The organism is Streptomyces hyaluromycini (assembly GCF_002217755.1).
Lineage (GTDB): Bacteria > Actinomycetota > Actinomycetes > Streptomycetales > Streptomycetaceae > Streptomyces > Streptomyces hyaluromycini.
Map to the genome: position 1 here is coordinate 26744 of NZ_BCFL01000040.1, position 24424 is coordinate 51167.

18 protein-coding genes and 3 pseudogenes are annotated in these 24424 nt (G+C 72.5%); 12 read left to right on the forward strand and 9 right to left on the reverse strand.

The genetic code is table 11. The annotated features are described in order from the left end of the window. A complete protein-coding gene (locus tag SSP29_RS48730) occupies nucleotides 1–906 on the reverse strand; it encodes a zf-HC2 domain-containing protein (RefSeq protein WP_089107461.1) in 906 nt (301 codons plus the stop codon). Further along, nucleotides 903–1508 (reverse strand): RNA polymerase sigma factor, encoded by a 606-nt coding sequence (locus SSP29_RS48735; protein WP_089107462.1) that lies wholly within the window; start codon nucleotides 1506–1508, stop codon nucleotides 903–905. Before SSP29_RS48735 ends, SSP29_RS48730 begins: the two co-directional genes overlap by 4 nt. Nucleotides 1509–1666: 158 nt before the next feature. Between SSP29_RS48735 and SSP29_RS48740 the strand changes: the two genes are divergently transcribed. The 3 genes from SSP29_RS48740 to SSP29_RS48750 all read left to right on the forward strand — a co-directional run bounded on the left by SSP29_RS48740 (nucleotide 1667) and on the right by SSP29_RS48750 (nucleotide 4331). After that, nucleotides 1667–1876 carry a hypothetical protein gene (locus tag SSP29_RS48740; RefSeq protein WP_089107463.1) on the forward strand — a complete coding sequence of 70 codons (210 nt, stop codon included), beginning with the start codon at nucleotides 1667–1669 and terminating at the stop codon, nucleotides 1874–1876. Beyond that, nucleotides 1877–3922, forward strand: a complete 2046-nt coding sequence (malQ, locus tag SSP29_RS48745) for a 4-alpha-glucanotransferase (RefSeq protein WP_089107464.1) — start codon at nucleotides 1877–1879, stop codon at nucleotides 3920–3922. It begins immediately after the preceding gene. Between the two features lie 145 nt (nucleotides 3923–4067). Further along, nucleotides 4068–4331, forward strand: a complete 264-nt coding sequence (locus SSP29_RS48750; RefSeq protein ID WP_089107465.1) for a hypothetical protein — start codon at nucleotides 4068–4070, stop codon at nucleotides 4329–4331. 97 nt (nucleotides 4332–4428) lie between these two features. On the opposite strand, the gene SSP29_RS48755 is transcribed toward SSP29_RS48750, so the two are convergent. After that, nucleotides 4429–5028, reverse strand: coding sequence for a TetR/AcrR family transcriptional regulator (locus tag SSP29_RS48755; protein ID WP_089107466.1), 600 nt, complete (start codon nucleotides 5026–5028; stop codon nucleotides 4429–4431). Nucleotides 5029–5232: 204 nt separating this feature from the next. On the opposite strand from SSP29_RS48755, the gene SSP29_RS48760 reads away from it, so the two are divergent. Continuing rightward, on the forward strand, nucleotides 5233–6807 hold the full coding sequence (locus tag SSP29_RS48760; RefSeq protein WP_089107467.1) for an FAD-dependent monooxygenase: 1575 nt from the start codon (nucleotides 5233–5235) through the stop codon (nucleotides 6805–6807). 5 nt (nucleotides 6808–6812) lie between these two features. On the opposite strand, the gene SSP29_RS48765 is transcribed toward SSP29_RS48760, so the two are convergent. From SSP29_RS48765 to SSP29_RS48780, 4 genes are all read right to left on the reverse strand, one after another. Then, nucleotides 6813–7271: a DUF5707 domain-containing protein gene (locus SSP29_RS48765; protein WP_089107468.1), complete on the reverse strand. Its 459-nt coding sequence runs from the start codon at nucleotides 7269–7271 to the stop codon at nucleotides 6813–6815. 211 nt (nucleotides 7272–7482) lie between these two features. Then, nucleotides 7483–10056 carry an aminopeptidase N gene (pepN, locus tag SSP29_RS48770; RefSeq protein ID WP_089107469.1) on the reverse strand — a complete coding sequence of 858 codons (2574 nt, stop codon included), beginning with the start codon at nucleotides 10054–10056 and terminating at the stop codon, nucleotides 7483–7485. Nucleotides 10057–10186: 130 nt separating this feature from the next. Beyond that, the gene (locus SSP29_RS48775; RefSeq protein WP_089107470.1) at nucleotides 10187–10975 is read right to left on the reverse strand and encodes an SDR family NAD(P)-dependent oxidoreductase; all 789 of its coding nucleotides are present in this window, start codon (nucleotides 10973–10975) and stop codon (nucleotides 10187–10189) included. Nucleotides 10976–11138: 163 nt separating this feature from the next. Continuing rightward, on the reverse strand, nucleotides 11139–12158 hold the full coding sequence (locus SSP29_RS48780) for an aspartate-semialdehyde dehydrogenase (protein WP_089107471.1): 1020 nt from the start codon (nucleotides 12156–12158) through the stop codon (nucleotides 11139–11141). Nucleotides 12159–12500: 342 nt separating this feature from the next. On the opposite strand from SSP29_RS48780, the gene SSP29_RS48785 reads away from it, so the two are divergent. Continuing rightward, nucleotides 12501–13016: an RNA polymerase sigma factor gene (locus SSP29_RS48785; protein ID WP_089107472.1), complete on the forward strand. Its 516-nt coding sequence runs from the start codon at nucleotides 12501–12503 to the stop codon at nucleotides 13014–13016. A gap of 2 nt (nucleotides 13017–13018) precedes the next feature. Further along, nucleotides 13019–13786 (forward strand): hypothetical protein, encoded by a 768-nt coding sequence (locus SSP29_RS48790; RefSeq protein ID WP_089107473.1) that lies wholly within the window; start codon nucleotides 13019–13021, stop codon nucleotides 13784–13786. Between the two features lie 52 nt (nucleotides 13787–13838). Here the strand turns inward: SSP29_RS48790 and SSP29_RS48795 are convergent, their stop codons facing one another. Beyond that, nucleotides 13839–17138 (reverse strand): S8 family serine peptidase, encoded by a 3300-nt coding sequence (locus SSP29_RS48795; RefSeq protein WP_089107474.1) that lies wholly within the window; start codon nucleotides 17136–17138, stop codon nucleotides 13839–13841. Nucleotides 17139–17401: 263 nt separating this feature from the next. Here SSP29_RS48795 and SSP29_RS48800 point away from each other — a divergent pair, with 263 nt between their 5' ends. The 6 genes and pseudogenes from SSP29_RS48800 (at nucleotide 17402) to SSP29_RS48825 (ending at nucleotide 23618) form a co-directional block, all read left to right on the forward strand. Further along, the gene (locus SSP29_RS48800; protein WP_150136419.1) at nucleotides 17402–17866 is read left to right on the forward strand and encodes an NUDIX hydrolase; all 465 of its coding nucleotides are present in this window, start codon (nucleotides 17402–17404) and stop codon (nucleotides 17864–17866) included. A 244-nt stretch (nucleotides 17867–18110) separates the two neighbouring features. Beyond that, entirely contained in the window at nucleotides 18111–19904 is a 1794-nt protein-coding gene (locus SSP29_RS48805; RefSeq protein ID WP_089107475.1) for a TIGR03767 family metallophosphoesterase, read from the forward strand. A gap of 329 nt (nucleotides 19905–20233) precedes the next feature. After that, a pseudogene (locus tag SSP29_RS60750) lies at nucleotides 20234–20498 on the forward strand (serine hydrolase); the annotation flags it as partial. Between the two features lie 34 nt (nucleotides 20499–20532). Continuing rightward, a pseudogene (locus tag SSP29_RS48815) lies at nucleotides 20533–20883 on the forward strand (YciI family protein); the annotation flags it as partial. Next, nucleotides 20883–22096, forward strand: a pseudogene (locus SSP29_RS58025) (RNA polymerase sigma factor). The pseudogenes SSP29_RS48815 and SSP29_RS58025, both read left to right, overlap by 1 nt. A gap of 310 nt (nucleotides 22097–22406) precedes the next feature. Continuing rightward, entirely contained in the window at nucleotides 22407–23618 is a 1212-nt protein-coding gene (locus SSP29_RS48825; protein WP_089107476.1) for a glycosyltransferase, read from the forward strand. A gap of 180 nt (nucleotides 23619–23798) precedes the next feature. On the opposite strand, the gene SSP29_RS48830 is transcribed toward SSP29_RS48825, so the two are convergent. Next, complete coding sequence (locus tag SSP29_RS48830; RefSeq protein ID WP_089107477.1) at nucleotides 23799–24341, reverse strand: GNAT family N-acetyltransferase; 543 nt, start codon at nucleotides 24339–24341, stop codon at nucleotides 23799–23801. Nucleotides 24342–24424: the final 83 nt, after the last annotated feature.

The window sequence follows — 24424 nt, forward strand, 5'->3', positions numbered from 1 at the left end:
TCAACGGTTCTCCAGGTGGTCGTAGGCGTCCCGGCGGACGGCCAGCAGGACGGCGCACACGGCGGCGGCCGCGGCCCAGCCGGGCTGCGCGCCGTCGAAGCAGACGGCCAGCCGGCCGGCCAGCCGTGCGGTGAGGCTCCCGCCGTGCGCGGCGAACGCCGGGACGAGGACGGCGGCCAGCCAGCCGCCGCCGGTCACCGCGGTCGCGGTACGGCAGCCGACGTAGGACGCGAGCGTCAGGGAGCCGAGGGTCAGGGCCAGCGCCGGCAGCAGCCAGGCGGCGGCGCCGGGCGCGCCCGAGGCGGGCAGCGCGGCGCCGGTGAGGGTCAGGGCGGGGAGGCTGAGGCCGAGGACGGCGGCGGTGCGGGTGAGGGCGAGGCGGAGGCCGCCGGAGGGGGTGGCCGCGGTGATCTCGTGCAGGGGGTCGGCGTGCGGGCCGTAGGAGAGGGCGACGCCGGCCACGGGGATCACCGGGGCGAGGGTGAGGAGGAGGGTGCGGGTGGCTTCGTAGCCGGCGGCCCGGTTCAGGAGGAGGGCGCCGACGACGACGGTGAGGAGGGCGAGGAGCCAGGTTCCTCGTAGGGCGGGGCCGAGGGACCAGAGGGTGGGTTTGAGGTGAGTCGTCAGGTGCCGGCCGGTGGGGGCTGGTCGCGCCCACGCGGCGGAGCCGCACATGTCAGAGCCCCGCGCCCCCTTGGGGCGCGTTGCAGTGGCCGTCAGGATCAAGTCGCGTACCTCGTCGAGGACCAGTCCCGCCGGTGTGTTTCGCACCGCCGTCGAGACTCGGGTCGCGCAGGCGGTGCAGGTCTCCAGGTGTTTCTCCAGGGACCAGGCGTCCGCCTCCGGCAGGGAGCCGTCGGCGTAGCGCAGGGTGAGGTCCTCGGAGGCGTGCCAGGGTGTCGTCATGCCGGGCCTCCTGTCGGTGAGGGGTTCAGCTGGGTCAGGGCCGCGCGGAGTTCGGCCCTTGCCCTGAGGGCTCGGGACTTGACCGTGCCCTCGGGTATGCCGAGCAGGCGGGCGGCCTCCCGGGTGCTCAGGCCGTCGACGACCGTCGCCCGGAGCACCTCGCGCAGTTCGGGGGAGATCCGGTCGAGGGCGGTGCCCACGTCGCCGTACTCCAGGGCGGTGAGGACCCGGTCCTCCGCCGACGGGGCGACGGCGGCCGGCGCGGGCAGGGTCTCCACCCGTGCCGCCCGCTCCTGCACCCGGCGGGCGTCCACCAGGCGGCGGGCCGCGATCGTCCACAGCCAGCCGCCGGCCTGCTGCCCGCGGTGCCCGGCCGCCGAGCGCCAGACGGTGACGAAGGTGTCCTGGAGCACCTCCCGTACGACCTCGGGGTCGGCGCAGCGCCGGGTCAGCCGGGCATGCAGCCACCCCGCGTGCCGGTCGTACAACTCGGCCAGCGCCGAGGCGTCCCCGGCGGCGACGGCCCGCAGCAGCACCGCGTCGCCGCTGGCGTCACCGCCCGCGTCCGCGTGCGTGTCGTCGTTCTCCCAGCGGCCCCCCATGGGGCGGAACAGTCTCACACCGTCTCTATCGATCACCCGGACGCGGTCGGTTCGCGGGGGCGGGGCCCGGCCGTCACGCGTGCCCTCGCGACGACGGGGTAGGGCTCCTCTGACCCGGCAATCGCCGCCGTAACCGACGTCAGGACGAGGAGGCCGCCGTGGCCGCAACGGTGCATCATCCGATCCCGGCCCAGTTCAAACCCCCGGTGGAGACCCAGGAGGGGCCCCACCTGTGCGTGTTCAGCGCCGAGGGGGCGTGCGCGCAGGCCCCGCTGACCAGTGAGCCGCCGCTGCCCGACGCCGAGCCCCTCACCAGCGAACCGCCGCTCGCCGACGCGGCCCCGCTGACCAGCGAGCCGGGGTTGTAGATGAACGAAGCCCTGGACCCGGGGCTGTGCCGGCTCGCGGAGCTGCACGGCGTCGCCACCTCCTACAGCCCCGCCCCGGACCGTACGGTCGCCGCCTCCGCCGGTGCCGTGACCGCCGCGCTGGGCGCCCTGGGCGTCGACGCGAGCGGCCCGGACGCCGTCCGCACCGCCCTCGCTGACCGGGAGCGGGAACTCGCCGAACGGCTGCTGCCGCCGACGGTCGTCCACTGGGCGGGCACCGGCGAGATCGCCCTCGGCCTGCCCGCCGGCACCCGCCTGGAGGTGCGGACGGAGGACGGGGAGACCCGGGACGACGTGGCGGGTCTGCCGCTCGGGGTGCACCTGCTGACCGCCGCCGCCCCGGACGGCCGCACCGCCCGCGCCCACCTGGTCGTCGCCCCCGACCGGCTGCCCACCCCCGCCGTCCGCTCGTACGGAATCCTCGTCCAGCTCTACTCGCTCCTGTCCCGCCGCTCCTGGGGCATGGGCGACCTCGGGGACCTCGCCGAGCTGGCCGAGTGGGCCGGACGCACCGCGGGCGCCGGGTTCGTGCAGGTCAACCCGTTGCACGCGGCCGTACCCGGAGCCCCGACCGACCCGTCCCCCTACCGCCCCTCCTCCCGCCGCTTCCCCGACCCGGTGCACCTGCGGCCGGAGGCCGTCCCCGAGTACACCGCGGCCCCCGCCGTCACGGACCGTGCCGAAGGACTGCGCTCCGCCGTCCTCGACCAGGGCGGCCTCATCGACCGGGACGCCGTGTGGGAGCTGAAGCGGGAGGCGCTGGAGGAGGCGGCCGCCGCACCGCTCGCCCCCGCTCGGCAGGCCGCCTACGACGCCTTCCGCGCCGCGGAGGGACAGGCCCTGGAGGACCACGCCACCTGGTACGCGCTCGCCGAGCGGCACGGCTCCGACTGGCACCGCTGGCCGCAGGCGCTGCGCGACCCCCGCTCACCGGAGACCGCCCGCGCCCGCGCCGAGCTGGCCGACCGGGTCGGCTTCCACTCCCGCCTCGCCTGGCTCACCGTCACCCAGCTCACCGCCGCCCAGCGCGCCGCCCGCGAGGCCGGCATGCCGGTCGGGATCGTGCACGACCTCGCCGTCGGCGTGCACCCCGCGGGCGCCGACGCCTGGGCCCAGCAGGACTACTTCGCCGCCGGGATGTCCGTCGGCGCTCCGCCCGACGCCTTCAACGCCCGCGGCCAGGACTGGGGCCTGCCGCCCTGGCGCCCCGACCGCCTCGCCGCCGGCGGCCATGCCCCGTTCCGCGAACTCCTGCGCGCCCTCTTCCGGTACGCCGGAGCCCTGCGCATCGACCATGTGATGGGCCTGTTCCGGCTGTGGTGGGTGCCGCAGGGCAGCCCGCCCACCGAGGGCACCTACGTCCGCTACGACGCCGAGGCCATGCTCGCCCTGCTGGCCCTGGAGGCGACCCGGGCCGGAGCGGTGGTGATCGGGGAGGACCTGGGCACCGTGGAGCCGGGGGTGCGCGAGACGCTGGAGCGGCGCGGGGTGCTCGGCACCTCCGTGCTCTGGTTCGAACGGGACTGGGACGGCGACGGCCGCCCGCTGCCCCCGGCACGCTGGCGCGCCGACTGCCTCGCCACCGCCACCACCCACGACCTGCCGCCCACCGCGGCCCGTCTCACCGGCGAGCACGTCGAACTCCGCGACCGCCTCGGCCTGCTCACCCGCCCGCTGGCGGAGGAACGGGCCGAAGCGGCGGCCGACACCGCGGAGTGGCTGGCCCTGCTGACCCGCCTGGGCCTGCTCGCCGCCGCCGACACCGGCGACGAGGAGGCCGAGATCCGGGCCGTCCACCGCTTCCTGCTCCGCACCCCGGCCCGCATGATCGGCGTCTGGCTCCCGGACACCGTCGGCGACCGCCGCCCCCAGAACCTCCCCGGCACCTGGGACCAGTACCCGAACTGGCGCCTCCCGATCGCCGACGCGAAGGGCCGCCCGGTGACCCTGGAGGAGCTGACGGCTTCGGAGCGGGTGCGCGCGCTGTTCCGGACCCTGCACACCGACCGCCCGTCCGCGGTGTGAGGGGGCTGCCGCCCGCGCATCCCCCTTCGGCTCGAAGCGGGGGCGCGCGGGCGGCGGCCCCCGGGACGGTCACCGCAGCCCGCGGCGGCCGGTACAGGTACCCCCGGGCGCGCGCCCCCCAAGTCGGCCCGCTAACTTTGGGTTCGTGGACAAGAAGAACGCCCTGCGCGCCGGCGCCCTGGCTGCCGGTACGACGCTGATGATGCTGCTCATGTCGTCGCCCGCCCTCGCGCTCACGCGTGACGACGGTGACGATCCCGGCAAGGGCCTGAGCGTCGTCCAGACGCTCGGTCTCTACGTCCTGACCCCGCTCGTGCTGTTCGCGGTCATCGCCGGCCTGGTGATGGTGCTGGACAAGTCCAAGGTCCGGGTCATCAAGCCGGGCTCGAAGGCCAAGGCGAAGGCCTGACACCCGCTTCTCCACCGAGGGCGCCGGTCGCCTTCCGTACGTACCGCACGTACGGGAGCTGACCGGCGCCCTCGGCGCATTCCGCAGGGCGCGTCGCTCAGGGGCTCGGCGCGGTCAGATACCGCTGCACGGTCGGCCCGAGCCACGCCTCGATCTCCTCGCGGGCCAGCGCCACGACCGGCGGCAGCCGCACCACGTACCGGGTCAGCGCGAGCCCCATCAGCTGCGCGGCGCACAGCCCCGCCCGCGTCGCCACCTGCTCGGGGTCCGGGCACACCCGCTGGGCCACCGGTACCACCTGGTCCCGGAAGATGCCCTGCAGGCGCTCGGCCCCCGCCTTGTTGGTGACGGCGACCCGCAGCACCGCGGTGAGCTCCTCGTTCGCCTCCCAGATGTCCAGGAAGTGGCCCACCAGCGCCCGCCCGACCTCGGTGGGCGGCACCTGGGACACGTCGGTCATCCGCAGGTCGAGCGTGACGGCGGCCGCGAAGAGGCCGTCCTTGCTGCCGAAGTAGCGCATGACCATCGAGGGGTCGATGCGGGCGTCCTTGGCGATGGCGCGGATGGTGGCGCGCTCGTAGCCGTCGGCTGCGAAGCGTTCGCGGGCGGCGGCCAGGATGGCGGAGCGGCTGGCGTCGGAGCGGCGCGCCGCCGGGCCGTTCGCGGAATCCGTGCTTCTACTGGGGGTGCCGGTCATGCCAACGAGCGTAGGCCAACAATTGTGGGTCAACAAGTGTGGGCCAACAAGTGTTGACCGCGGAATCGGTCTGGCCTAGGCTTGTCAACAAGCGTTGGCCAACAGGTGTTGGTCAACAGGTGTTGGTCAACGATCGTTGATCAGTGAACGCTGATCAACACCCGTTGGCGGACGAGTGCAGGCATCCACATCCAGGAGGCCCCCATGAACGGCACGAACGGCACGAACGGCACCCCCGGAACCACCGGCCCGGCCCCCGCCCTCGGCTCCGAAACCTCCCGTGTGATCGTCGTCGGCTCCGGCCCCACCGGCCTCCTCCTGGCCGGTGACCTCGCCGCCGCCGGCATCCCGGTCACCCTCCTCGAAAAGCGCCCTCACAAGATCAGCAACCTCTCCCGCGCCTTCGCCCTGCACGCCCGCGCCCTGGAGCAGCTCGACGCGCGGGGCCTCGCCGACGAACTCGAAGCCGTCGGCGAGCCTCTCTCCCGGTTCAGCCTCTTCGGCCGTTTCAACCTCGACCTCGGCACCCTGCCCTCCCGTTTCCGGCATGTCCTCGTCCTCCCGCAGTACGAGGTCGAGAAGGTGCTGGAGCGCCGGGCGGCCGAGGCCGGCGTCGACTTCCGCAACGAGTCCGAGGTGACCGGCCTGACCCAGGACGCGGCCGGTGTCACCGTGCACGTCAGGGGCGGCGAGGACCTGCGCGCCGCGTACGTGGTGGGCGCCGACGGGATGCGCAGTGCCGTGCGGGAGGCGGTCGGGCTGCCGTTCCCGGGGAGGTCGGCGATCCGGTCCGTCGTCCTCGCCGACGTGCTGCTCGCCGAGAAGCCCCCGACACTGCTGACGGCCGCCGCGGTCGGCGACGCGTTCGCGTTCCTGGCGCCCTTCGGCGACGGCTACTACCGCGTCATCTGCTGGCAGCGCGACCGCGACGTCCCCGACCACGAGCCGGTCGGCCTCGACGAGGTCAGGGAGATCACCCGGCTGGCCCTGGGCAAGGACTACGGGATGCACGACGCCCGCTGGATGTCCCGCTTCCACAGCGACGAGCGCCAGGTGCCCAGCTACCGGGTCGGCCGGGTCTTCCTGGCCGGCGACGCGGCGCACGTGCACACCCCGGCAGGCGGCCAGGGCATGAACACCGGCCTGCAGGACGCGGCCAACCTGGGCTGGAAGCTCGCCGCCGTGCTGCACGGCCACGCGGACCCCGGTCTGCTCGACACCTACCAGAGCGAACGCCACCCGGTCGGCAGGTCCGTCCTGCGCAGCAGCGGCGCCCTGGTCCGCCTCGCGATGGCCAGGGGCCCGCTGCTGGCGGCGCGGAGCGTGCTCATCCGCGCGCTGGGCCACGCCGGCCCGGTCCGCCGCAGGATCATCGGCCAGATCACCGGCATCGGCTACCGCTACCCCGCACCGCGGGGCGCCCACCGTCTCACCGGCACCCGGGCTCCCGACCTCGCCCTGGCCGGCACCTCGGCAGGCACCTCGGCAGGCACCTCGGCAGGCACCTCGGCAGGCACCTCGGCAGGCACCTCGGCCGGCGTCTCGGCCGACGGCTGCCGCCTGTACGAGGCGCTGCGCGGCGGCCGGTTCGTCCTCGTCACCCCGGGTCCGGACCCGTACGACACGGGCACGCGGTACGCCGGCCGGCTGGCCGTGGCGCAGTGGCGGAGCGGCCGTCGTACGACCGTTCTGGTGCGCCCCGACGGATACGTGGCCTGGGCTGGCGAGGACGCCCGGGCGCCGGACATCGAGAAGGCGCTGTCCACCCACGTCGGGTGACCGGTTCACGCGAGGGTGAAGCCCGCGGCCTTGGTGTCGAGGGTGGTGTGGCCGTCCTTCGCCGTGGCGAGCACGGCGATGTGCCAGGCGCCGTGCGGGGAGGACGCGATGTCGGCGGCGGTCATCCCGCCCTTGTAGACGCACCGGACGGTGTGGCCGCCGGCCGGCGTGCAGGTCGCGGACGCCACCTCGGCCATGTCCTTGGCGGTCAGCGGCTTCTTCGCGAACTCGGACTTCTCCGGCCAGGCCAGCACCTTCAGGTTCTTGACGCCGGAGGGCGCGGTGACCTCGGTGGTGAAGGAGAGCGAGCCGTCCCGGCCGCCGTCGGGGGCGGTGTAGCGGACGGTGCTGTGCGCCAGGGCGGGCGACGGGTCCTGGTCGCCGGCGTAGGCGAGGGCGAAGGCCCCGGCACCTCCGAGCACGACGACACCGGCGACCACGGACAGGGCGATACGACGGGACATGGCGAGTTCTCCGTAACTGGTTCAGGCTGGCTCAGGCTGTCTCAGCCGAATGGACCCGGCGCTCTCTGCCGCGCCGGTGCGTCGATACTCGCAACGCGCAGCCGCCCCGGGCGTGAGCACGGATACTCAACTCGTCCTGGGTGATGGGTACTTCGCGCATAGGGCGGGGCGCCCGGTGGAGATCCCACCGGGCGCCCCGACGAGGTGTCGCCTACTGGGCGGCCGCGTCCGCCGCCTGGGCCTTCAGGGCGCGCTCGACGCCCGCGCGGGACTCCGAGACGAGCCGGGCCAGGGCCGCGTTCGGCTGGGCCGCGGCCAGCCAGGCGTCCGTCCTGGCGAGGGTCTCCTGGGAGACCTGGAGGGACGGGTAGAGGCCGATCGCGATCTGCTGGGCGATCTCGTGCGAGCGGGAGTCCCACACCGACTTCAGGATCTCGAAGTACTTGTCGGTGTACGGCGCCAGCAGCTCACGCTGGTCGGTCTGGACGAAGCCGCCGATCACCGCCTCCTGCACGGCGTTCGGCAGCTTGTCGGAGTCGATGACCGACGCCCACGCCTCCGCCTTCGCCTCCTCGGTCGGACGGGCGGCGCGGGCGGTGGCCGCGTGGCGCTCGCCGGCGGCGGTCCTGTCCCGCTCGTACTCGCCCGCGATCTCCGCCTCGTCGAAACGGCCGACCGCCGCCAGCCGCTCCACGAACGCCCAGCGCAGTTCGGTGTCGACGGCCAGGCCCTCGATGGTGTGGGTGCCCTCCAGCAGGCTGTCCAGGAGGTCCAGCTGCTCCGGCGTGCGGGCGGTGGCCGCGAAGGCGCGCGCCCAGGCCAGCTGGTGGTCGCTCGCCGGCGCGGCGGACCGCAGGTGGGCCAGCGTGGCGTCGGTCCAGCGGGTGAGCAGGGCCTCGCGGGCGGCCGGGTCGGCGTACAGCTCGATGGCCAGCTTCACCTGGCGGTGCAGGGACTGGACGACACCGATGTCCGACTCCTTGCCGATGCCGGACAGCACGAGGGACAGGTACTCACGGGTGGGGAGTTCCGCGTCCCGGGTCATGTCCCAGGCCGACGCCCAGCACAGCGCGCGGGGCAGCGAGGACTCGAAGTCGCCGAGGTGCTCGGTGACGAAGTGCAGCGACCGCTCGTCCAGGCGGACCTTGGCGTACGACAGGTCGTCGTCGTTGAGCAGGAACACCGCCGGACGGGCGCGGCCGGCCAGCTGCGGTACGGCCGTCAGCTCGCCGTCCACGTCCAGCTCGATCCGGTCGGTGCGGACCAGCTTGCCGGTCGCCTCGTCGAGGTCGTACAGGCCGACCGCGATCCGGTGCGGACGCAGCGTCGGCTCGCCCTTCGCGCCGGCGGGCAGCGCCGGGGCCTCCTGGCGGATGGCGAAGGAGGTGACGACACCATCGGCGTCCGTCTCCACCTCCGGGCGCAGGATGTTGATGCCGGCCGTCTGCAGCCACTTCTGCGACCAGGTGCTCAGGTCACGCCCCGAGGTCTCCTCCAGGGCGCCCAGCAGGTCGGACAGGCGCGTGTTGCCGAACGCGTGCCGCTTGAAGTACGCCTGCACGCCCTTGAAGAACTCGTCCATGCCGACGTACGCGACCAGCTGCTTCAGGACGCTCGCACCCTTGGCGTACGTGATGCCGTCGAAGTTGACGAGCACGTCGTCCAGGTCGCGGATCTCGGCCATGATCGGGTGGGTGGAGGGCAGCTGGTCCTGCCGGTACGCCCAGGTCTTCATGGAGTTGGCGAACGTTGTCCACGAGTGCGGCCAGCGCGACCCGGGGGCGTACGCCTGGCAGGCGATGGAGGTGTAGGTGGCGAACGACTCGTTCAGCCACAGGTCGTTCCACCACTCCATGGTGACCAGGTCGCCGAACCACATGTGGGCCAGCTCGTGCAGGATGGTCTCGCTGCGCGTCTCGTACGCCGCGTCGGTCACCTTGGACCGGAAGACGTACTGGTCGCGGATGGTCACCGCGCCCGCGTTCTCCATCGCGCCCGCGTTGAACTCCGGCACGAACAGCTGGTCGTACTTGGTGAACGGGTAGGCGTAGTCGAACTTCTCCTGGAACCAGTCGAAGCCCTGCCGGGTCACCTCGAAGATCGCGTCCGAGTCGAGGAACTCGGCGAGCGAGGGACGGCAGTAGATGCCCAGCGGCACCGACTGGCCGTCCTTCTCGTACACGCTGTGCACCGAGTGGTACGGGCCCACGATCAGGGCGGTGATGTACGACGAGATGCGGGGCGTCGGCTCGAAGACCCAGGTGTCGTCCTTGGGCTCGGGCGTCGGCGAGTTCGAGACGACCGTCCAGCCGGTCGGCGCCTTCACGGTGAACTGGAAGGTCGCCTTCAGGTCGGGCTGCTCGAAGGAGGCGAAGACCCGGCGGGCGTCCGGCACCTCGAACTGGGTGTAGAGGTACGCCTGCTCGTCGACGGGGTCGACGAACCGGTGCAGACCTTCACCCGTGTTGGTGTACGCGCAGTCGGCGACGACACGGAGGACGTTACGGCCCTCCAGCAGGCCGGGCAGCGCGATCCGGGAGTCGGCGAAGACCTCGGCGGGATCCAGCGGATCACCGTTGAGGGTGACCTCGTGGACCGCCGGGGCCACCAGGTCGATGAAGGATTCGACGCCGGTTTCGGCGACGTCGAAGCGCACCGTGGTCACGGACCGGTAGGTACCGCCCTCCTGCGCGCCGGAGAGGTCGAGAGCGATCTCGTACGAGTCAACGGTGAGCAGCTTCGCCCGCTGCTGTGCCTCTTCGCGAGTCAGGTTTGTGCCAGGCACGCGGTCATCTCCTCGTTATGTGTGGGTTGCGCCATCCTTCCACGGGAGCGGGGACGAGGGCGACGAGGGAAAACCCCAGAGATCGCACGGTCGGGGGGCCTCGGGCCGCCTCCCCGAGCCGTGCGGTGCCTCAGACGGCCGTGGTGCCTCCGTCGACCGGGACGGCCGCGCCGGTGACGAAGGAGGACCGGTCGCTGCACAGCCAGAGCGCCGCCTGGGCCACCTCGACGGGGTCGGCCATCCGCTTCTGCAGCGTCTCCTCCTCGAACTGCTTGCCCAGCTCGGGCAGCTCACGGACGACCCGGTCCATCATCTCGGTGAGTGTGCTGCCCACCACCAGCGCGTTGACGCGGATGCCGCGCTTGCCGCACTCGGCCGCGGCGGCCCGGGTGAGCCCGAGGACGGCGTGCTTGGCGGCCACGTACGCGGCCGACGCCCCGGTGGCCCGCTGCCCCGCGACGCTGGAGGTGTTGACGATGGTGCCGCCGCCGTCGCGGAGCAGCACGGGGATCTGGGCGCGCAGGCAGTTCCAGACGCCGCGCACGTTGACGTCCATGGTCTGCTCGTAGACGTCCTGGCCGGTCTCGTGCAGGTCGGTGCCGGCGGTGCCGAACCCGGCGTTGTTGAAGGCGCAGTCGAGCCGTCCGAAGGCGTCGACGGCCGTGCGCACGACCCGGTCGACGTCGTCGGCGGAGGCGATGTCCCCCGGTACGGCGAGGGCCCGCCCGCCGGAGCCACGGATCTCCTCGACGAGCGACTCCAGCCGCTCCGCCCGCCGGGCGGTGACCACGACTGCGGCCCCCTCACGGGCGAAGAGCCGGGCGGCGGCGGCCCCGATCCCGCTGGAGGCCCCGGTGATCATGGCGACCTTGCCGTCGAGGACGCGTGAGGTGCCGCAGGCATGCTGGGTGTCGCTCATGTGTGGTGGCCCCCTGGAAAGCGAACGTGAGCATCAGCGCCCCGTACGGGGCGCTGGGGGTACCCCAAGCCGAAGGCTGGGGGAGGAACTGCGCGACCGGCCAGGACGGCGCCGCACTCGCCCGACGGCAGAACGCGGCACCTCCTGTGGCGCGCACGGCCCCCTACTCGGCCGACAGCTCCGCCGCCACCAGCTCCGCGATCTGCACGGCGTTCAGCGCGGCGCCCTTGCGGAGGTTGTCGTTGGAGACGAAGAGCGCGAGGCCGTTCTCCACCGTCTCGTCGCTGCGGATCCGGCCGACGTACGACGCGTCCCGGCCGGCCGCCTGCAGCGGGGTGGGGATGTCGGACAGCTCGACGCCGGGCGCGCCGGCGAGCAGCCCGGTCGCCCGCTCCGGGGAGATCGGGCGGGCGAACCGGGCGTTGAGCTGGAGGGAGTGCCCGGAGAACACCGGGACGCGGACACAGGTGCCGGAGACCTTCAGCTCGGGGAGCTCCAGGATCTTGCGGGACTCGTTGCGCAGCTTCTGCTCCTCGTCGGTCTCGCCCAGACCGTCCTCGACGAGGTTGCCGGCGAAGGGCAGGACGTTGAAGGCGATGGGCCGCTTGTAGACCTGCGGCTCCGGGAAGGTGACCGCCCCGCCGTCGTGGGTGAGCTTGTCCGCGTCGGCGGCGACCTTCTGCACCTGCCCGTGCAGCTCCGCGACGCCCGCGAGACCCGAGCCGGACACCGCCTGATAGGTGGTGGCGACCAGCGCCTGGAGGCCCGCCTCCGCGTCCAGCACCTTCAGGACCGGCATCGCGGCCATCGTGGTGCAGTTCGGGTTGGCGATGATGCCCTTCGGGCGGTCGGCGATCGCGTGCGGGTTCACCTCGGAGACGACCAGCGGGACCTCGGGGTCCCTGCGCCAGGCGGAGGAGTTGTCGATCACGACGGCCCCCTGGGAGGCGACCTTCTCCGCGAGCGCCTTCGAGGTGGCCCCGCCCGCCGAGAACAGCACGATGTCCAGGCCGGTGTAGTCGGCGGTCGCCGCGTCCTCCACCGTCACACCGTCGAGCACGGTCCCGGCCGAGCGGGCCGAGGCGAACAGGCGCAGCTCGTCGACCGGGAAGTTCCGCTCCACGAGGATCCTGCGCATGACCGTGCCGACCTGACCGGTGGCTCCGACGATTCCGACCCTCACGGCGACTCCCTCTGCATACGTTGACCTGTGTCTGCGGCCTTTCCATCATGCGGCCGACCCGGGTCCACCTGTCCAATTCTTTGCGCGCCATGCCCACCGACCGGACCAGCCGGCCCGTGGAACTCCCGCCCGCACCCCCGCTGAGCTGCAGAAATTACCTCCACTTGGCCGTGGTGCCGCAAGCTGTGCTGCGCCGCGCGCCGGTGTGACGTACGCCTCGGAAGCCTCTCGGATGCCCCCTCGGACGGCTCGGAGAAGATTTCCGGGAATCCGGCCGAACGTTTCCGGGGGCTGCGGCGTCGTAGGAGAAACGCGGTGAGGGGGTGGGTTGTGCTGCGCAGAATGGCCCGCCGCGCCCAGGGGGACCAGCACGGTGATCCTCTGGACGCGGACCAGGAGCGCCGGGTGCGCGCGGTGCTCGCGCTGGGCGGCGTACCGCAGGCGGACCTGCTGGACGGGGTACAGCAGGTCCGCCTGCGGTTGCTGGAGCGGGCCGCCGACGGCCAGGAGGCGCCGCGGGACGTCTCGGCGTGGGCGGCGGTCGTCGCCTCCCACCTCGCCATGGACTGGCACCGCGCCAAGCGCCGCCAGGAACGCCTCGGCGAGCGGCTCGCCTCCCTCCGCCAGCCCGACCACGCCTCCGGAGAGGACAGCAGGCTGCTCTCCGTCGCCGTCGCCCGCGGCCTGGACGAACTGCCGGACGCCCAGCGCCAGATCCTCGTCCTGCGCTTCTACGCCGACCTGCCGGTCCGCGGGATAGCCGAGGAACTGGGCATCCCCGAGGGCACGGTCAAGAGCCGGCTGCACACGGCGGTACGGGCCCTGCGCGCCCGCCTGCACGAGGACGAGGTGGTGTGAGCATGACCGCCGAACACGACGACCACGAGCGATACGACGGCCGGGGCGAGGAGGAGACCGACGCCCTGTTCGCCGTCCTCATGGACGAGCCGCTCTCCGACGAGCAGCGCGCCGATCCCGCCTTCATGGCCGAGCACCGGGCCGCCACCGCCGACCTGGCGCTCCTGCGCGAACAGCTCGGGATCATCGGCGACGCCCTTGCCGAGCCGCCGCCCGCGGCACTCCGGCCCCGTCCGGCCGCGCGTCGCCGCCCCTGGCAGCACCCCGGCGTCCGTGCCCTCGGGTTCGCCGGTGCCCTCGCGGCCGCGTTCGCCGGGGCCGTGTTCGGCATCGGCTGGCTCGCGGCGAACGGCGGCAGCAGCGCCATGTCGAACGGTGCCAGCTCCGACAAGGCCGCCGACAGCGCGTCGGGCACGGCGGGCCAGGGCGGCACGGAGCAGGCCGCCGGCCCCGGCTACCTCGCCTGCGCCCGGCTGGTCGTCGAGGGCACGGTGACCGAGGTGCAGCGGCTCCCGGGCTCCGGAGAGGAACGCGTCACCCTGCACGTGACCCGCGCCTACAAACCGGCGAAGACCGCCAAGGAGGTCGAGTTCCTCTTCGAGGACGGCACCGACGCCCGGGTGCGCACGGGCGCCCGCCTCCTGGTCGGCATCACGGCCGGGCAGCAGGTGCCCGACCGGTACGCGGTCGGGGAGTCGGAGATCGCGCCGGAGCGGTCCTGGATCGTCCGGGACCTGCCCGAGTCGCGCACCCTGACCTGCCGGAAGTGAAAGCGGAGGGGCGGGCGCCCCGCAGGACGCCCGCCCCCGGCACCGCAGTTGCCTACTGCGTGACCTTCTCGATCTTCACGCTGCCGGTGCCCGCGGCCGTGCCGAGCGTGTTGACCAGCTGGACCCGGCCGAAGAACTCACGTCCCTCGGGGGCCGCCGCGGCCGCCGTGACCTGGCCGGTCACCGTGGCCGAGGCGCCCGTGCCGAGCTTCACCGGAGTGGACCCGTCGACCGTGACGGAGCCGAGCGCCGCGGAGAAGAAGACGTCCCGGTAGTCGTAGTCGGTGGAGCCGGACGGGACCGAGTAGCCCACGACCTCGATCGTGTAGGTCCCGGCGGCCGGCGAAGCGACGGAGACCGCCTCCTCCGAGTCGCCGTCGGCGGACTGCGCGACCTGCGTGCCGGACGCGTCGTACACGGTCAGGTCCAGGTCGGCGGAGGCGTCCGACACGTTGCCGATCGCCACGTCCAGCGAGGTCGCGCCCTCCGGCACGGTCACCGTCGTCGTCTGGGTCTCGCCCTCCTTGATGGCCGGGCGGGCCGTCTTCGAGGAGCCGAGCGGGCCGCCGACCAGCTTGCCGTCGAGGGCGGCGAACTCGTTGGTCACCTTCCAGGAGGCGGTGACCGGCGTGCCGACCTTCGCCTCGGGCACGGTCACGGTCTCCGGGTCGAAGGCCGCGCCGAGCACGGTGACGCCCAGCTTGTACGGGTTGTCGAGCAGCGGCGAGGTGCGGCGCGCCTCGACCTCGATCTCCCAGACCCCGGCCTGCGGGTCGGCGTACGCACGCACGTCGGGCTTGCAGCCGTTGCCGTTCAGGTAGTTGTTGTAGCAGTACGGGGTGCCGGTGTTGTCGACCGGGACGCCGTACGGGTGGATGGCGATGAACCGCGTCTGGCTCTTGTCGGCGAGCCCGCTCATCGCGACCTCAAGGGACTTGGCGCCCTCGGGGACGGTCACGAAGTACGAGGTGGAGCTGTTGCGCTGCACCGAACCCGACGCCGAGTAGGTGTAGTCGACGGGGTCCGACACCACGACCGTGGTCAGGATCTGCTTGTCGACGCCCTCGGTCCGCGGGTCGTCGACCTCCAGGATCGCGGACTTGATGCCCGAACTCCTCGGCTTCGCCTGCACCTTGACCGTCACCGGCTGGTTCAGCGGCAGCTTCACCTCGTCGGACCCGAGGATCTTGAAGGTGTGCCCGGCGTTGTTCTCGAAGTGCAGCTCGTGCCGGATCGCCTGGTCGGCGCCGGAGGTACGGGTGATCGTGATGTCGTACGTCTTCTTCTGCCGGGCCTTCAGGCCGCCTTCGCGGTCGTAGAGCCCGGTGCCGTAGCCCGGGGTCTTCAGCGCGGAGTCGATCGCGGTGTCGACGGGCGCCTTCACGGTGTAGTCGTGCGCGGTGGCGTGGTCGCGGATGGACTCCCACGCGTCGACGATGTCGATCCGGCCCGCGCCCTCCTCGTACGCCTGGACGCCCTTGATGTGATGGGCCGTCGAGGTCAGCGCGGTGCGCAGGTCGGCGGGGGAGAGGGCGATGCCCTTCTCCTTGGCGGCGCTCAGCAGCAGCGCGCTCGCGCCCGCCGCCTGCGGGGAGGCCATCGAGGTGCCCTGGAGCATGGAGTAGCCGGCCGGCAGCGAGTAGCCCGCCTCGGCGACCGGGGAGCCCGGCAGCCAGGTCTGGGTGCTGTTGATCGCGGCGCCCGGTGCGACCAGGGTCGGCGTGAAGCCGCCGTCCTCACGCGGGCCGCGCGAGGAGAAGGGGAGCAGCTGGTACTTGGTGGTCACCTGGGAGCCGTAGTTGGCGGCCCAGGTTTCCCTGGAGATGGCCGCGCCGACGGAGATCACCTTGTCGGCGAGACCGGGGTCGCCGATGGTGTTCGCACCCGGGCCGGAGTTCCCCGCCGAGATCACCAGCTGTACGCCGTAGGTGTCGATGAGCCGCGTGTACAGCTCTGCACGGGCGTTGTTGCCGTCGTTCAGCGCCGGGAGGCCGCCGATCGACATGTTGACGATGTCGACGCCCCGGTTGGCGACCAGGTCGATCATGCCCTCGGTGAGGGCGACGTTGGTGCAGCCGCCGGTCCAGGTGCAGGCGCGGGACGAGACGATCTTCGCGCCCGGGGCCGCGCCGTTCATCTTGCCGCCGAACAGGCCGTTGGCGGCGGTGATGCCGGCGACGTGGGTGCCGTGCTCGGACTCGATGACGCCGATGTTGACGTAGTCGGCCTTCGCGCCGGACGCGTTGTAGACGACGTCCTTGCGGATCTCGACCACGAACGGGATGCGCTCGACGACGTCCGTGGCCGGGTCGTCCGTGCCGAAGTAGCCGATCTGGTAGCCGTCCTTGTACGGCTTCATCGGCACGTCGTCGGTGAAGTCCAGGTTGTCGTTGGTGTCCACGCGCACGGTGCCGGAGGCCGGGTCGTACAGCACGCCCCAGGCGTCGGTCGTGTCACCGTCGCGGTTCAGGTCGCCCTTCATGTCGCCGCCGGTGGTGGCGGACTCGTACATGTAGTTGAACTTGTACGAACCCTCGGGTGCCTTGAACGTCTCGGTGCCCTGGCTCGCCGTGGTGATGGAGAACGCCGGGCCGGCGACCGGGGCGGTCATCCGCCGCCAGGTGCCGTCGCCGTCGTTGACCGGGTCGGTCGAGGTCACCCAGTCGACGATCTTCCGCTCGCCGGTGGTGGTCTTCTGCAGCGCCGGGTGGCCGAGGTCCACGCCGGAGTCCAGGATGCCGATGGTGATGCCCCGGCCGTCCGCCTTCGGGTGCTCCTTGACGAAGTCGACGGCGCCCGTCTCGAAGGAGGGGTTGTAGGGGTTCGCGGCGGGGGTGTTCTTGTTCGGCCCCGAGTAAGTGGTCCCGGCGGCCTTGGAGTTGCCGTCCGTCACCGTGGGGTCGTCGAGCTGGATCTCCTGGCGCAGGTCGATCGCGTGCACCGAGGACAGCTTCGCGGCGGCGGCGATCGCCGAGTCCGCCCGCCCGGTGGGGACGGTGGCCCGGACGTAGCCGAGCTTGTCGTACGTACGGCCCACCAGGCCGCCCTTGACCGCGTCCAGTTCCTCGGTGACCTGCTCGGTCTGCCCCGGCGCGGTCGCGATCATCATCGTGACGTTCTTGGCGCCGTCGGACTTGGCCTCGGCGAGCAGCGCCGCGTCGTCCGAACCGAGCTTGTCGTGGGCCGACTTGACGCCGGGGTCGGCGGTGGCGGCGGCGGGCGCCGGGGTCACGGCGGCGGCCAGGGGCACCGGCCCGGCGGCGGAGAGCGCGGCCACGACGCCGACGGCGACGGCTATCCGGCCCAGGCGTCTGTGGCCCGGTATCGGGTCGTGCTGGGGGGTGAGGGTCATCTGCATCCCTTGTAGGTAAAGGAACGAGCCTGGAGCGACCGGGCATGGTCATGCCCGGCGCGTAGGCGCACAGCTTTCCCCAAGGGAACGGACTTTTGGGAACGTTGACCGAATTGATATGAACGTATGGGGAAAACCCCCGGTCACCCCCCGGTCAGCCCCCGATCGCTCGCCGATCACTCCCCGGCCGTCCCGCCGCCGCTTCCCGGTCCCGTCGCGGAAACCCGGTGGCCACCGCGCGCTCGACGCCCTAACGTGCCGACGTGCGCGAGAAGCTCAGGGTGGCGGCCTACGCCGTGTGCGTCCGTGACGGTCAGATCCTGCTCGCCCGGTCACCGGCCGACGACGGCACACCCGAGTGGGTCCTGCCCGGCGGCGGCATGGAGCACGGCGAGGACCCCTACGACACGGTCCGCCGCGAACTCATGGAGGAGACCGGCTACCGCATCGAGGTGACCGGCCTGCTGGGCATCGACTCCTACCGGCACCACTTCGCCGCCGAGGGCCCGCTGCGCCTCCCCACCGACCACCACAGCGTGCGGATCATCTACACCGGCGAGATCGTCGGCGGCGAACTGCGCAACGAGGTCGACGGCTCCACCGACATGGCCGCCTGGCACGACCTGGACGCGGTATCGGACCTGAGGCACATCCGGCTGATCGACGTCGCCCTGCGGCTGTGGCGGGAGAAGCCGGCGGCCGGGCGGTTTGCAGAAGAGCACTCGTAAGCGCCGGAGACCCTCCCCTACCCCGGCAGATGAACGCGGAGTAGCCGGGCCCCGGACGCCCGTGATCTGCTCCATGGCCGGTCCCCACCTCGCCTGATCCACGTACGGTGATCGGCGCTGCGCGTTGCCGCCGTGTTCACGCGCAGGTCACCCCCGGTGCCAACGATCCACAGTGAGCGGGAAGTTCGCGGAAGCGATCGCCCGTGACCACTGCCGACGCGTTCGTACTCGGGGAGATCGCGCCATGTCGCGCATACGCTCTGTCGCCACCTCCGCGGCCCACAAGGGCCGCGAGGCACTGGAGATCAACCGCCGTACCGTGCTCGCCGCCGCCGGAGCCGTCTCGCTCTCCGCAGGCGTCGGACTGGCCCTGCGCCCCACCGGCAGCGAGGCCGCCCCCGCATCCCCCGCCGCGGCCGAGGAGCAGCAGCCGGTCGCCGAGGGCCGCCAGGCCGCCGCGGCCCCCCTTGCCCCCTACACCAAGGGCACCACCCTCACCTCCGTCGCCGCGCCCCGCACCGGCTCCGGCTCCGGCTACCGGCGGCTCGGCGACGGCGCCGGCTGGTCGCGCGTGGTGCGCTCCGACCTGGCCGCCGCCAAGTCCGGCCGCGCGGGCCGCCGTACCGCCCTCGCCGCCTTCGTGCAGTTCACCGACCTGCACCTGATGGACGTCCAGCACCCGCTGCGTCTTGAGTTCCTGCGCGCCCACGACCCGCACGCCTGGCGCCCGCACGAGGCGCTCACCGTGCCCGGCGCCATCTCGCTCGTCGAGCGGGTCAACGCGCTGCGCGGCGCCCCGGTCACCGGCTCGCCGCTGCACTTCGTGATGACCACCGGCGACAACACCGACAACAACGCCCACTCCGAACTGGAGTGGTTCATGAAGGTGATGAGCGGCGGCAGGATCACCCCCAACACCGGTGACCCCAAGCACTACGAGGGCGTCCAGAACAGCGGCCTCAAGCTGTACTGGCAGGCCTCCTCCACCGTCCGCGACGGCGACAAGGCGCTCGGCTTCCCGCACCTGGCCGGCTTCCTGGCCGCCGCGGTCCGCGAGGTGAAGAGCCCCGGCCTCAACCTGCCCTGGTACTCCACGGTCGGCAACCACGACGCCCTGCCGCTCGGCTGCTTCGGCTCGCACGCCGACCCCTACCTCGCCGCGGCCGCGATCGGCGGCAAGAAGCTGATGACGGTGACCGACGCCGAGGCCAAGAAGCTCCAGGACTCCATCCGGAAGGCCCAGGACCCCAAGGGCAGCGGCTACCGCGACTTCCTGAAGGCCCACGCCCGGTCGATGCGCTCGGTCACCGCCGACGAGAAGCGCGCCCCCTACACGGCCGCCGACTACCTCAAGGCCCACCTGGACCCGGCCTACCAGGGCCTCGGCCCGGTCGGCCACGGCTACTCCAGCGCCAACGTGGCCGCGGGCACCCAGTACTACGCCTTCCGTATCTCCGACGACGTCATCGGCATCAGCCTCGACACGACGGACGCGGGCGGCCACTACGACGGATCGATCGGTTCGGCCCAACTGGCCTGGCTGGAGAAGACCCTGAAGGAGAACAAGGACTCCTACGCGGTCGTCTTCAGCCACCACACCAGCCAGACGATGACCAACACCCGTCCCGACCCGGCCCACCCGAGCGACGGCCGCCACCCGGGCGCCGAGCTGGTCACCCTGCTCAACCGCCACGCCAACGTGCTGGCCTGGGTCAACGGCCACATCCACCGCAACCTCATCACCCCGCACAAGGCCTCGAACGGCAACTCCTTCTGGGAGATCACCACCGCCTCGCACGTCGACTACCCCCAGCTGGCCAGGGTCGTCGAGCTGGCGGACAACAAGGACGGCACGATCTCCCTCTTCACCACCCTGATCGAGTCGGCCGCCCCGCACCGCACGGACTTCTCCGACCTCTCCCAGACCGGCCTCGCCGCCCTCTACCGCGAACTGGCCTTCAACGCCCCCGGTTCCAGCAAGGTCCTGGGCGGCAGCACGACGGACCGGAACACGGAGCTGGTGCTGAAGAAGGGCTGACAATCACTCAACCGGCGTTCCGACCACAACCGAACACTTGCCCAGCGCTCCACCCTTCGGGGTGGAGGTGTAGGGCATCCGTGCCCTGGCGGCCCGGAGGGTCGCAGAGTCATGGCGTGATCACCTTGTCCGACGACGTAGTTGTCGGATCTACCGCCGGACGGGCGGGAAGTCAGGCCTGTGGAGGTCTGGTAAGACCGGTCCTCACCGGCCGGCACGGACCCGTGAAGCAGGAACCCAGGGTGGTACCGCGAGGCGGTACGGACCGGAATCTGCAGTCCTCGGGCTGGAGAGGACGTCAACGGGTCGGCAGCATCACGAAGATCTTCGTGGCCACGGTCCTCCTCGATCCGGAGGAGGGCCGGCTGTCCCTCGACGACACGGTGGACAGGTGGCTGCCGGGCGTGGTGGCCGGCCACGGCAACGACGGCCGCCGCATCACCGTCCGCCAGCTGGGCCTACTCGAACACCAAAAACGTGCTCGCCGGCATGGTGATCAAGGCGGTGACGGGCCACTCGTACGCCCAGGAGATCACCGACCGGGTGATCAGGCCCCCCCACCTGACCGGCACCTCCCTGCCCGGCACCCGCACCACCCTGCCGCGCCCGAGCAGCCGCGCCTACTCGAATGGACCGGTGGACGCCCGAGGAGATCTCGGCCCACGTGCAGTACATGAACGACTTCGCCGCCCGGCTGGAGAAGACCGGCGAGTTCGTCGACGGCCAGGCCCTCGCCCCCGAGGGGATGTGGGTCCGGTACGACGGCGAGGGGCGCCCGCCGGTCACCGACGGACCGTTCGCCGAGACCAAGGACCTCATCGCCGGCTGGATGGTGATCGACGTCGACAGCCACGAGCGCGCCGTGGAGCTGGCCGGTGAGCTCTCGGCCGCCCCCGGGGCGGGCGGGAAGCCGATCCACGAGTGGCCGGAGGTGCGTCCGTTCCTGTCCGCGCCGCCCACCGTCCCGCAGTGCCACTGATGGACGAGGTCCTGCTCAGGAGCCTCACCCCGAGCGTGCTCACCGTCCTCGTCCGCCGCGGAGCCGACTTCGCGGCGGCCGAGGACGCCGTGCAGGAGGCACTGGTCGAGGCGGTCCGCGTCTGGCCGTGCGACCCGCCGCGGGACCCGAAGGGCCGGCTGGTCACCGTGGCCTGGCGGCGGTTCCTCGACGCGACCCGCGCCGACACCGCCCGCCGCCGGCGCGAGGACCGCGTGGACGAGGAGCCGCCGCCCGGTCCCGTCCCCGCGGCGGACGACACCCTCCGGCTCTACTTCCTCTGCGCCCACCCCTCCCTCACCCCCTCCGCCGCGGTCGCGCTCACCCTGCGTGCCGTCGGCGGCCTCACCACCCGCCAGATCGCCCGGGCCTACCTGGTGCCCGAGGCGACCATGGCCTGGGGGCACCTCCCACGCCCTTAAGGCAGTGGGGGAGGATCAGCCGCGCCAAGCGCACGGTCTCCGGCGTCCGCCTCGACCGGCCCGGCGACGTCGCCACCGTGCTGCGCGTCCTCTACCTGGTCTTCAACGAGGGCTACTCCGGCGATGTCGACCTCGCCGCCGAGGCCGTCCGGCTCACCCGGCAGCTCGCGGCCGCGATCGACCACCCCGAGGCGGCCGGGCTGCTCGCCCTCATGCTGCTCCACCACGCCCGGCGGGCCGCCAGGACCGCACCCGACGGCAGCCTGGTGCCCCTCGCCGAGCAGGACCGGAGCCGCTGGGACACCCGCCTGATCGCCGAGGGCGTCGCCATCCTCCAGACGGCCCTCGCCCGCGACCGCCTCGGCGAGTTCCAGGCCCAGGCTGCCGTCGCCGCCCTGCACGCGGACGCGCCCACCGCCGGGGAGACCGACTGGGTGCAGATCGTCGAGTGGTACGACGAACTCGCGCGCCTGACCGACAGCCCGGTCGTCCGGCTCAACCGCGCGGTCGCCGTCGGCGAGGCGGACGGCCCCCGCGCCGGCCTCGCCGCACTCGCCGAGCTGGACGCCGCCCTGCCCCGGCACACCGCGGTCGCCGCCTACCTGCACGAACGCGACGGCGACCGGACGACCGCGGCACGCCTGTACGCCGAGGCGGCCCGCAAGGCCCCCAACCTCGCCGAACGCGACCACCTGACCCGCCGGGCCGCACGCCTCAACGCACAGCTCGACGCACACCTCGACGCCGACCCCGACGCCGACCGCGACAGGTGACATCGTCGTGCGTCCGGGTACCCCGCTTGCCGTTTTTTTGCCGTCGGCCGCCCTCGACCGGACGCCGCGAGGGATGCGGATGACCTTGTGAAAGCGCAGGTCAGAAGGGTGGCTGCGAGGGAAACGGAATGATGTTGGCGACCGGGGGTCCGGCGCTCGTCCTGTAAACGCAGCCGACTCCGACACGAGACACTCCGTTCATCCGAATGAAACGTCCGTACCGCCTCATATCGGCTAACCCGCGGATCCCGGGGATGGCTCGATCTGGTGCAAGGCAGGTGTTCGTGTGGGCGCTCGGCTCGGACTTCGTGTGCTCTCGGTCTACGAGGGCTTTTTCTCCGGGGGAGCCCGGATCGTGCACAGTGATGTGCTGCTCGGCCTGGTAGAGGGCGGACAGCAGTGGCATCGTGTGTTGAGTCTGCACGGTGAGGTCCACCGAGAATCCACCACGCAGCGCATGGAGGACGACGCCTGTTACCGCGCGCTTACGGCAGGCGGCGTCGAGGTCACGTCGCTGGGCCGGACCGCCGGTCTCGTCGACGGCACCGTCGCGGCGTCGGTTTTCAGCGGGCCCGAGCTGGCCGATACGGCGCGGGCCATGGCCGGTGCGGACGTCATCCTGTCACTGAAGGAGCAGCCGCTCGCGCTGCTCAACCAGGCCGGGCTGCCCCGCCGCCCCGTCGTCGTCTGCCTGCACCGGTCCGACCCGGAGAACCAGGGCCAGGCGCTGGACGAGCTCAAGGCCGCCATCGCGGACGGCACGGTGGTCGCCTGCGTGTGCTGCGCCGAGTCCACCCGGGACGCGTACGAGGCCGCCGGGATCCCCGGCGAGCTGCTGCACGTGATCCCCAACGGCGTCGACCTGCTCCGCTTCCGGCCGGACGCGGCGCTGCGGCTCGCCTTCCGCGAGTCCCTCGGCATCCCCGCCACCGCCCCGGACGCCCCCGTGGTCGTCTTCGCCGCCCGGTACGCCGGCATGAAGAACGTGCCGCTGTTCCTGCGGGCGGCCAGGGCGTGGCTGGCCCGCGAGGGCGGCGGGCACGTCGTCATGTGCGGGGCCGGGATGACCGAGGACAACCCCGCCCTGTGGGCCGACATCGAGGTCGCCTTCGGCGCCGACCGGGCCGCCCTCGGGGACCGGCTGCACCTGCTCGGCGTACGGCACGACATGGAGACCGTCTACGCCGGCTCCGATGTCGTCGCCCTCACCTCCGCCTCCGGCGAGGCGGCGCCGCTCTGCCTCATCGAGGGCATGATGTGCGGCGCCGTGCCGGTCACGACGGACGTCGGCGACAGCGCGTCGATCGTCGAGGGACACGGGTTCGTGACGCCCTTCGACCCCGACGCGATCGCCTTCGCCTGGTCGGCGGCGGTGGCCGACAGGGAGCTCCTCGCTCCGGCACTGGAGGCGAGCCGCGAGCGGTTCAGCCGTACCCGGATGATCGCCGCGTACGCCGACCTGCTCGACCACGTCGTCGGCGACGTGCGCGACGAACTGCGCCCGGGCGTCAGCGGGCAGTAGCACCCCGCAGGTCCGCCCGGTCCGCCGCCACCGCGGCGCACCGGGCGGACCTGGTGAAGTCGGCTGCGGACCGTGCCCCGCAAGGGGCGGGGGCCGGTATCCGATATGCGGCTACCGCCGCGTGGGCGCGACCAGCCCCCACCGGCCCGCGGCAGACGAATCGCACAACCAGCGGAGCGCTCAGCCGGGCAGCGGGTCGTCGCGCAGGACGGCGTACAGGACGCTGTCCCGCCAGCGGCCGTCCCGGAAGACGAGGGAGCGCATCACGCCCTCGCGGGTGAAGCCGGCCTTCTCCAGGGCGCGTTGCTCGGCGATGTTCTCCGCATCGGTGTCGGCCTGGATCCGTTGCACCGGGGTGTGGGCGAACAGGTAGCGGACGAGCAGGAGTTGGGCGCGGGTGCCGATGCCCCGGCCGCGGGCCTCCGGCGCCAGGGCGATGCCGGCGCTCCAGCAGGACGACGTGGGACCGGTCGTCAGCTGGTGCCAGGACACGAAGCCGAACGGGCCGCCGGACGCGGCGCCGTCGGAGGCGTCGACGATCAACTGGCCGCCGTCCGGCCCGAGCAGACCGCTCTCCGCGAAGCGGCGCCGGAAGCGGTCGGTGTCCCGCCAGCCGAACCACTGGAAGTGGCTCGCCGCCTCGGGGTCGAAGAGGAACCGCTCCAGCAGGGGGAGGTCGTCCTCGCGGGCGGGGCGCAGTATCACGGAGGCTTCGTCGCTCATCGTGGTCACAGTAGCCGCCGCCGGCGCGCTGATCTCCGCCGGGCGCAGCGGAGGGGCCGTCGGTCCCCCTCCGAACCGGCGGC

Coding starts and splice junctions, on each gene's coding strand:
- SSP29_RS48805 (WP_089107475.1), top strand. CDS start 18,111: ATGTCGCGCATACGCTCTGTCGCCACCTCCGCGGCCCACAAGGGCCGC.
- malQ (WP_089107464.1), top strand. CDS start 1,877: ATGAACGAAGCCCTGGACCCGGGGCTGTGCCGGCTCGCGGAGCTGCAC.
- SSP29_RS48755 (WP_089107466.1), bottom strand. CDS start 5,028: ATGACCGGCACCCCCAGTAGAAGCACGGATTCCGCGAACGGCCCGGCG.
- SSP29_RS48760 (WP_089107467.1), top strand. CDS start 5,233: ATGAACGGCACGAACGGCACGAACGGCACCCCCGGAACCACCGGCCCG.
- SSP29_RS48830 (WP_089107477.1), bottom strand. CDS start 24,341: ATGAGCGACGAAGCCTCCGTGATACTGCGCCCCGCCCGCGAGGACGAC.
- SSP29_RS48790 (WP_089107473.1), top strand. CDS start 13,019: ATGACCGCCGAACACGACGACCACGAGCGATACGACGGCCGGGGCGAG.
- SSP29_RS48785 (WP_089107472.1), top strand. CDS start 12,501: ATGGCCCGCCGCGCCCAGGGGGACCAGCACGGTGATCCTCTGGACGCG.
- SSP29_RS48730 (WP_089107461.1), bottom strand. CDS start 906: ATGACGACACCCTGGCACGCCTCCGAGGACCTCACCCTGCGCTACGCC.
- SSP29_RS48765 (WP_089107468.1), bottom strand. CDS start 7,271: ATGTCCCGTCGTATCGCCCTGTCCGTGGTCGCCGGTGTCGTCGTGCTC.
- SSP29_RS48735 (WP_089107462.1), bottom strand. CDS start 1,508: ATGGGGGGCCGCTGGGAGAACGACGACACGCACGCGGACGCGGGCGGT.
- SSP29_RS48795 (WP_089107474.1), bottom strand. CDS start 17,138: ATGACCCTCACCCCCCAGCACGACCCGATACCGGGCCACAGACGCCTG.
- SSP29_RS48775 (WP_089107470.1), bottom strand. CDS start 10,975: ATGAGCGACACCCAGCATGCCTGCGGCACCTCACGCGTCCTCGACGGC.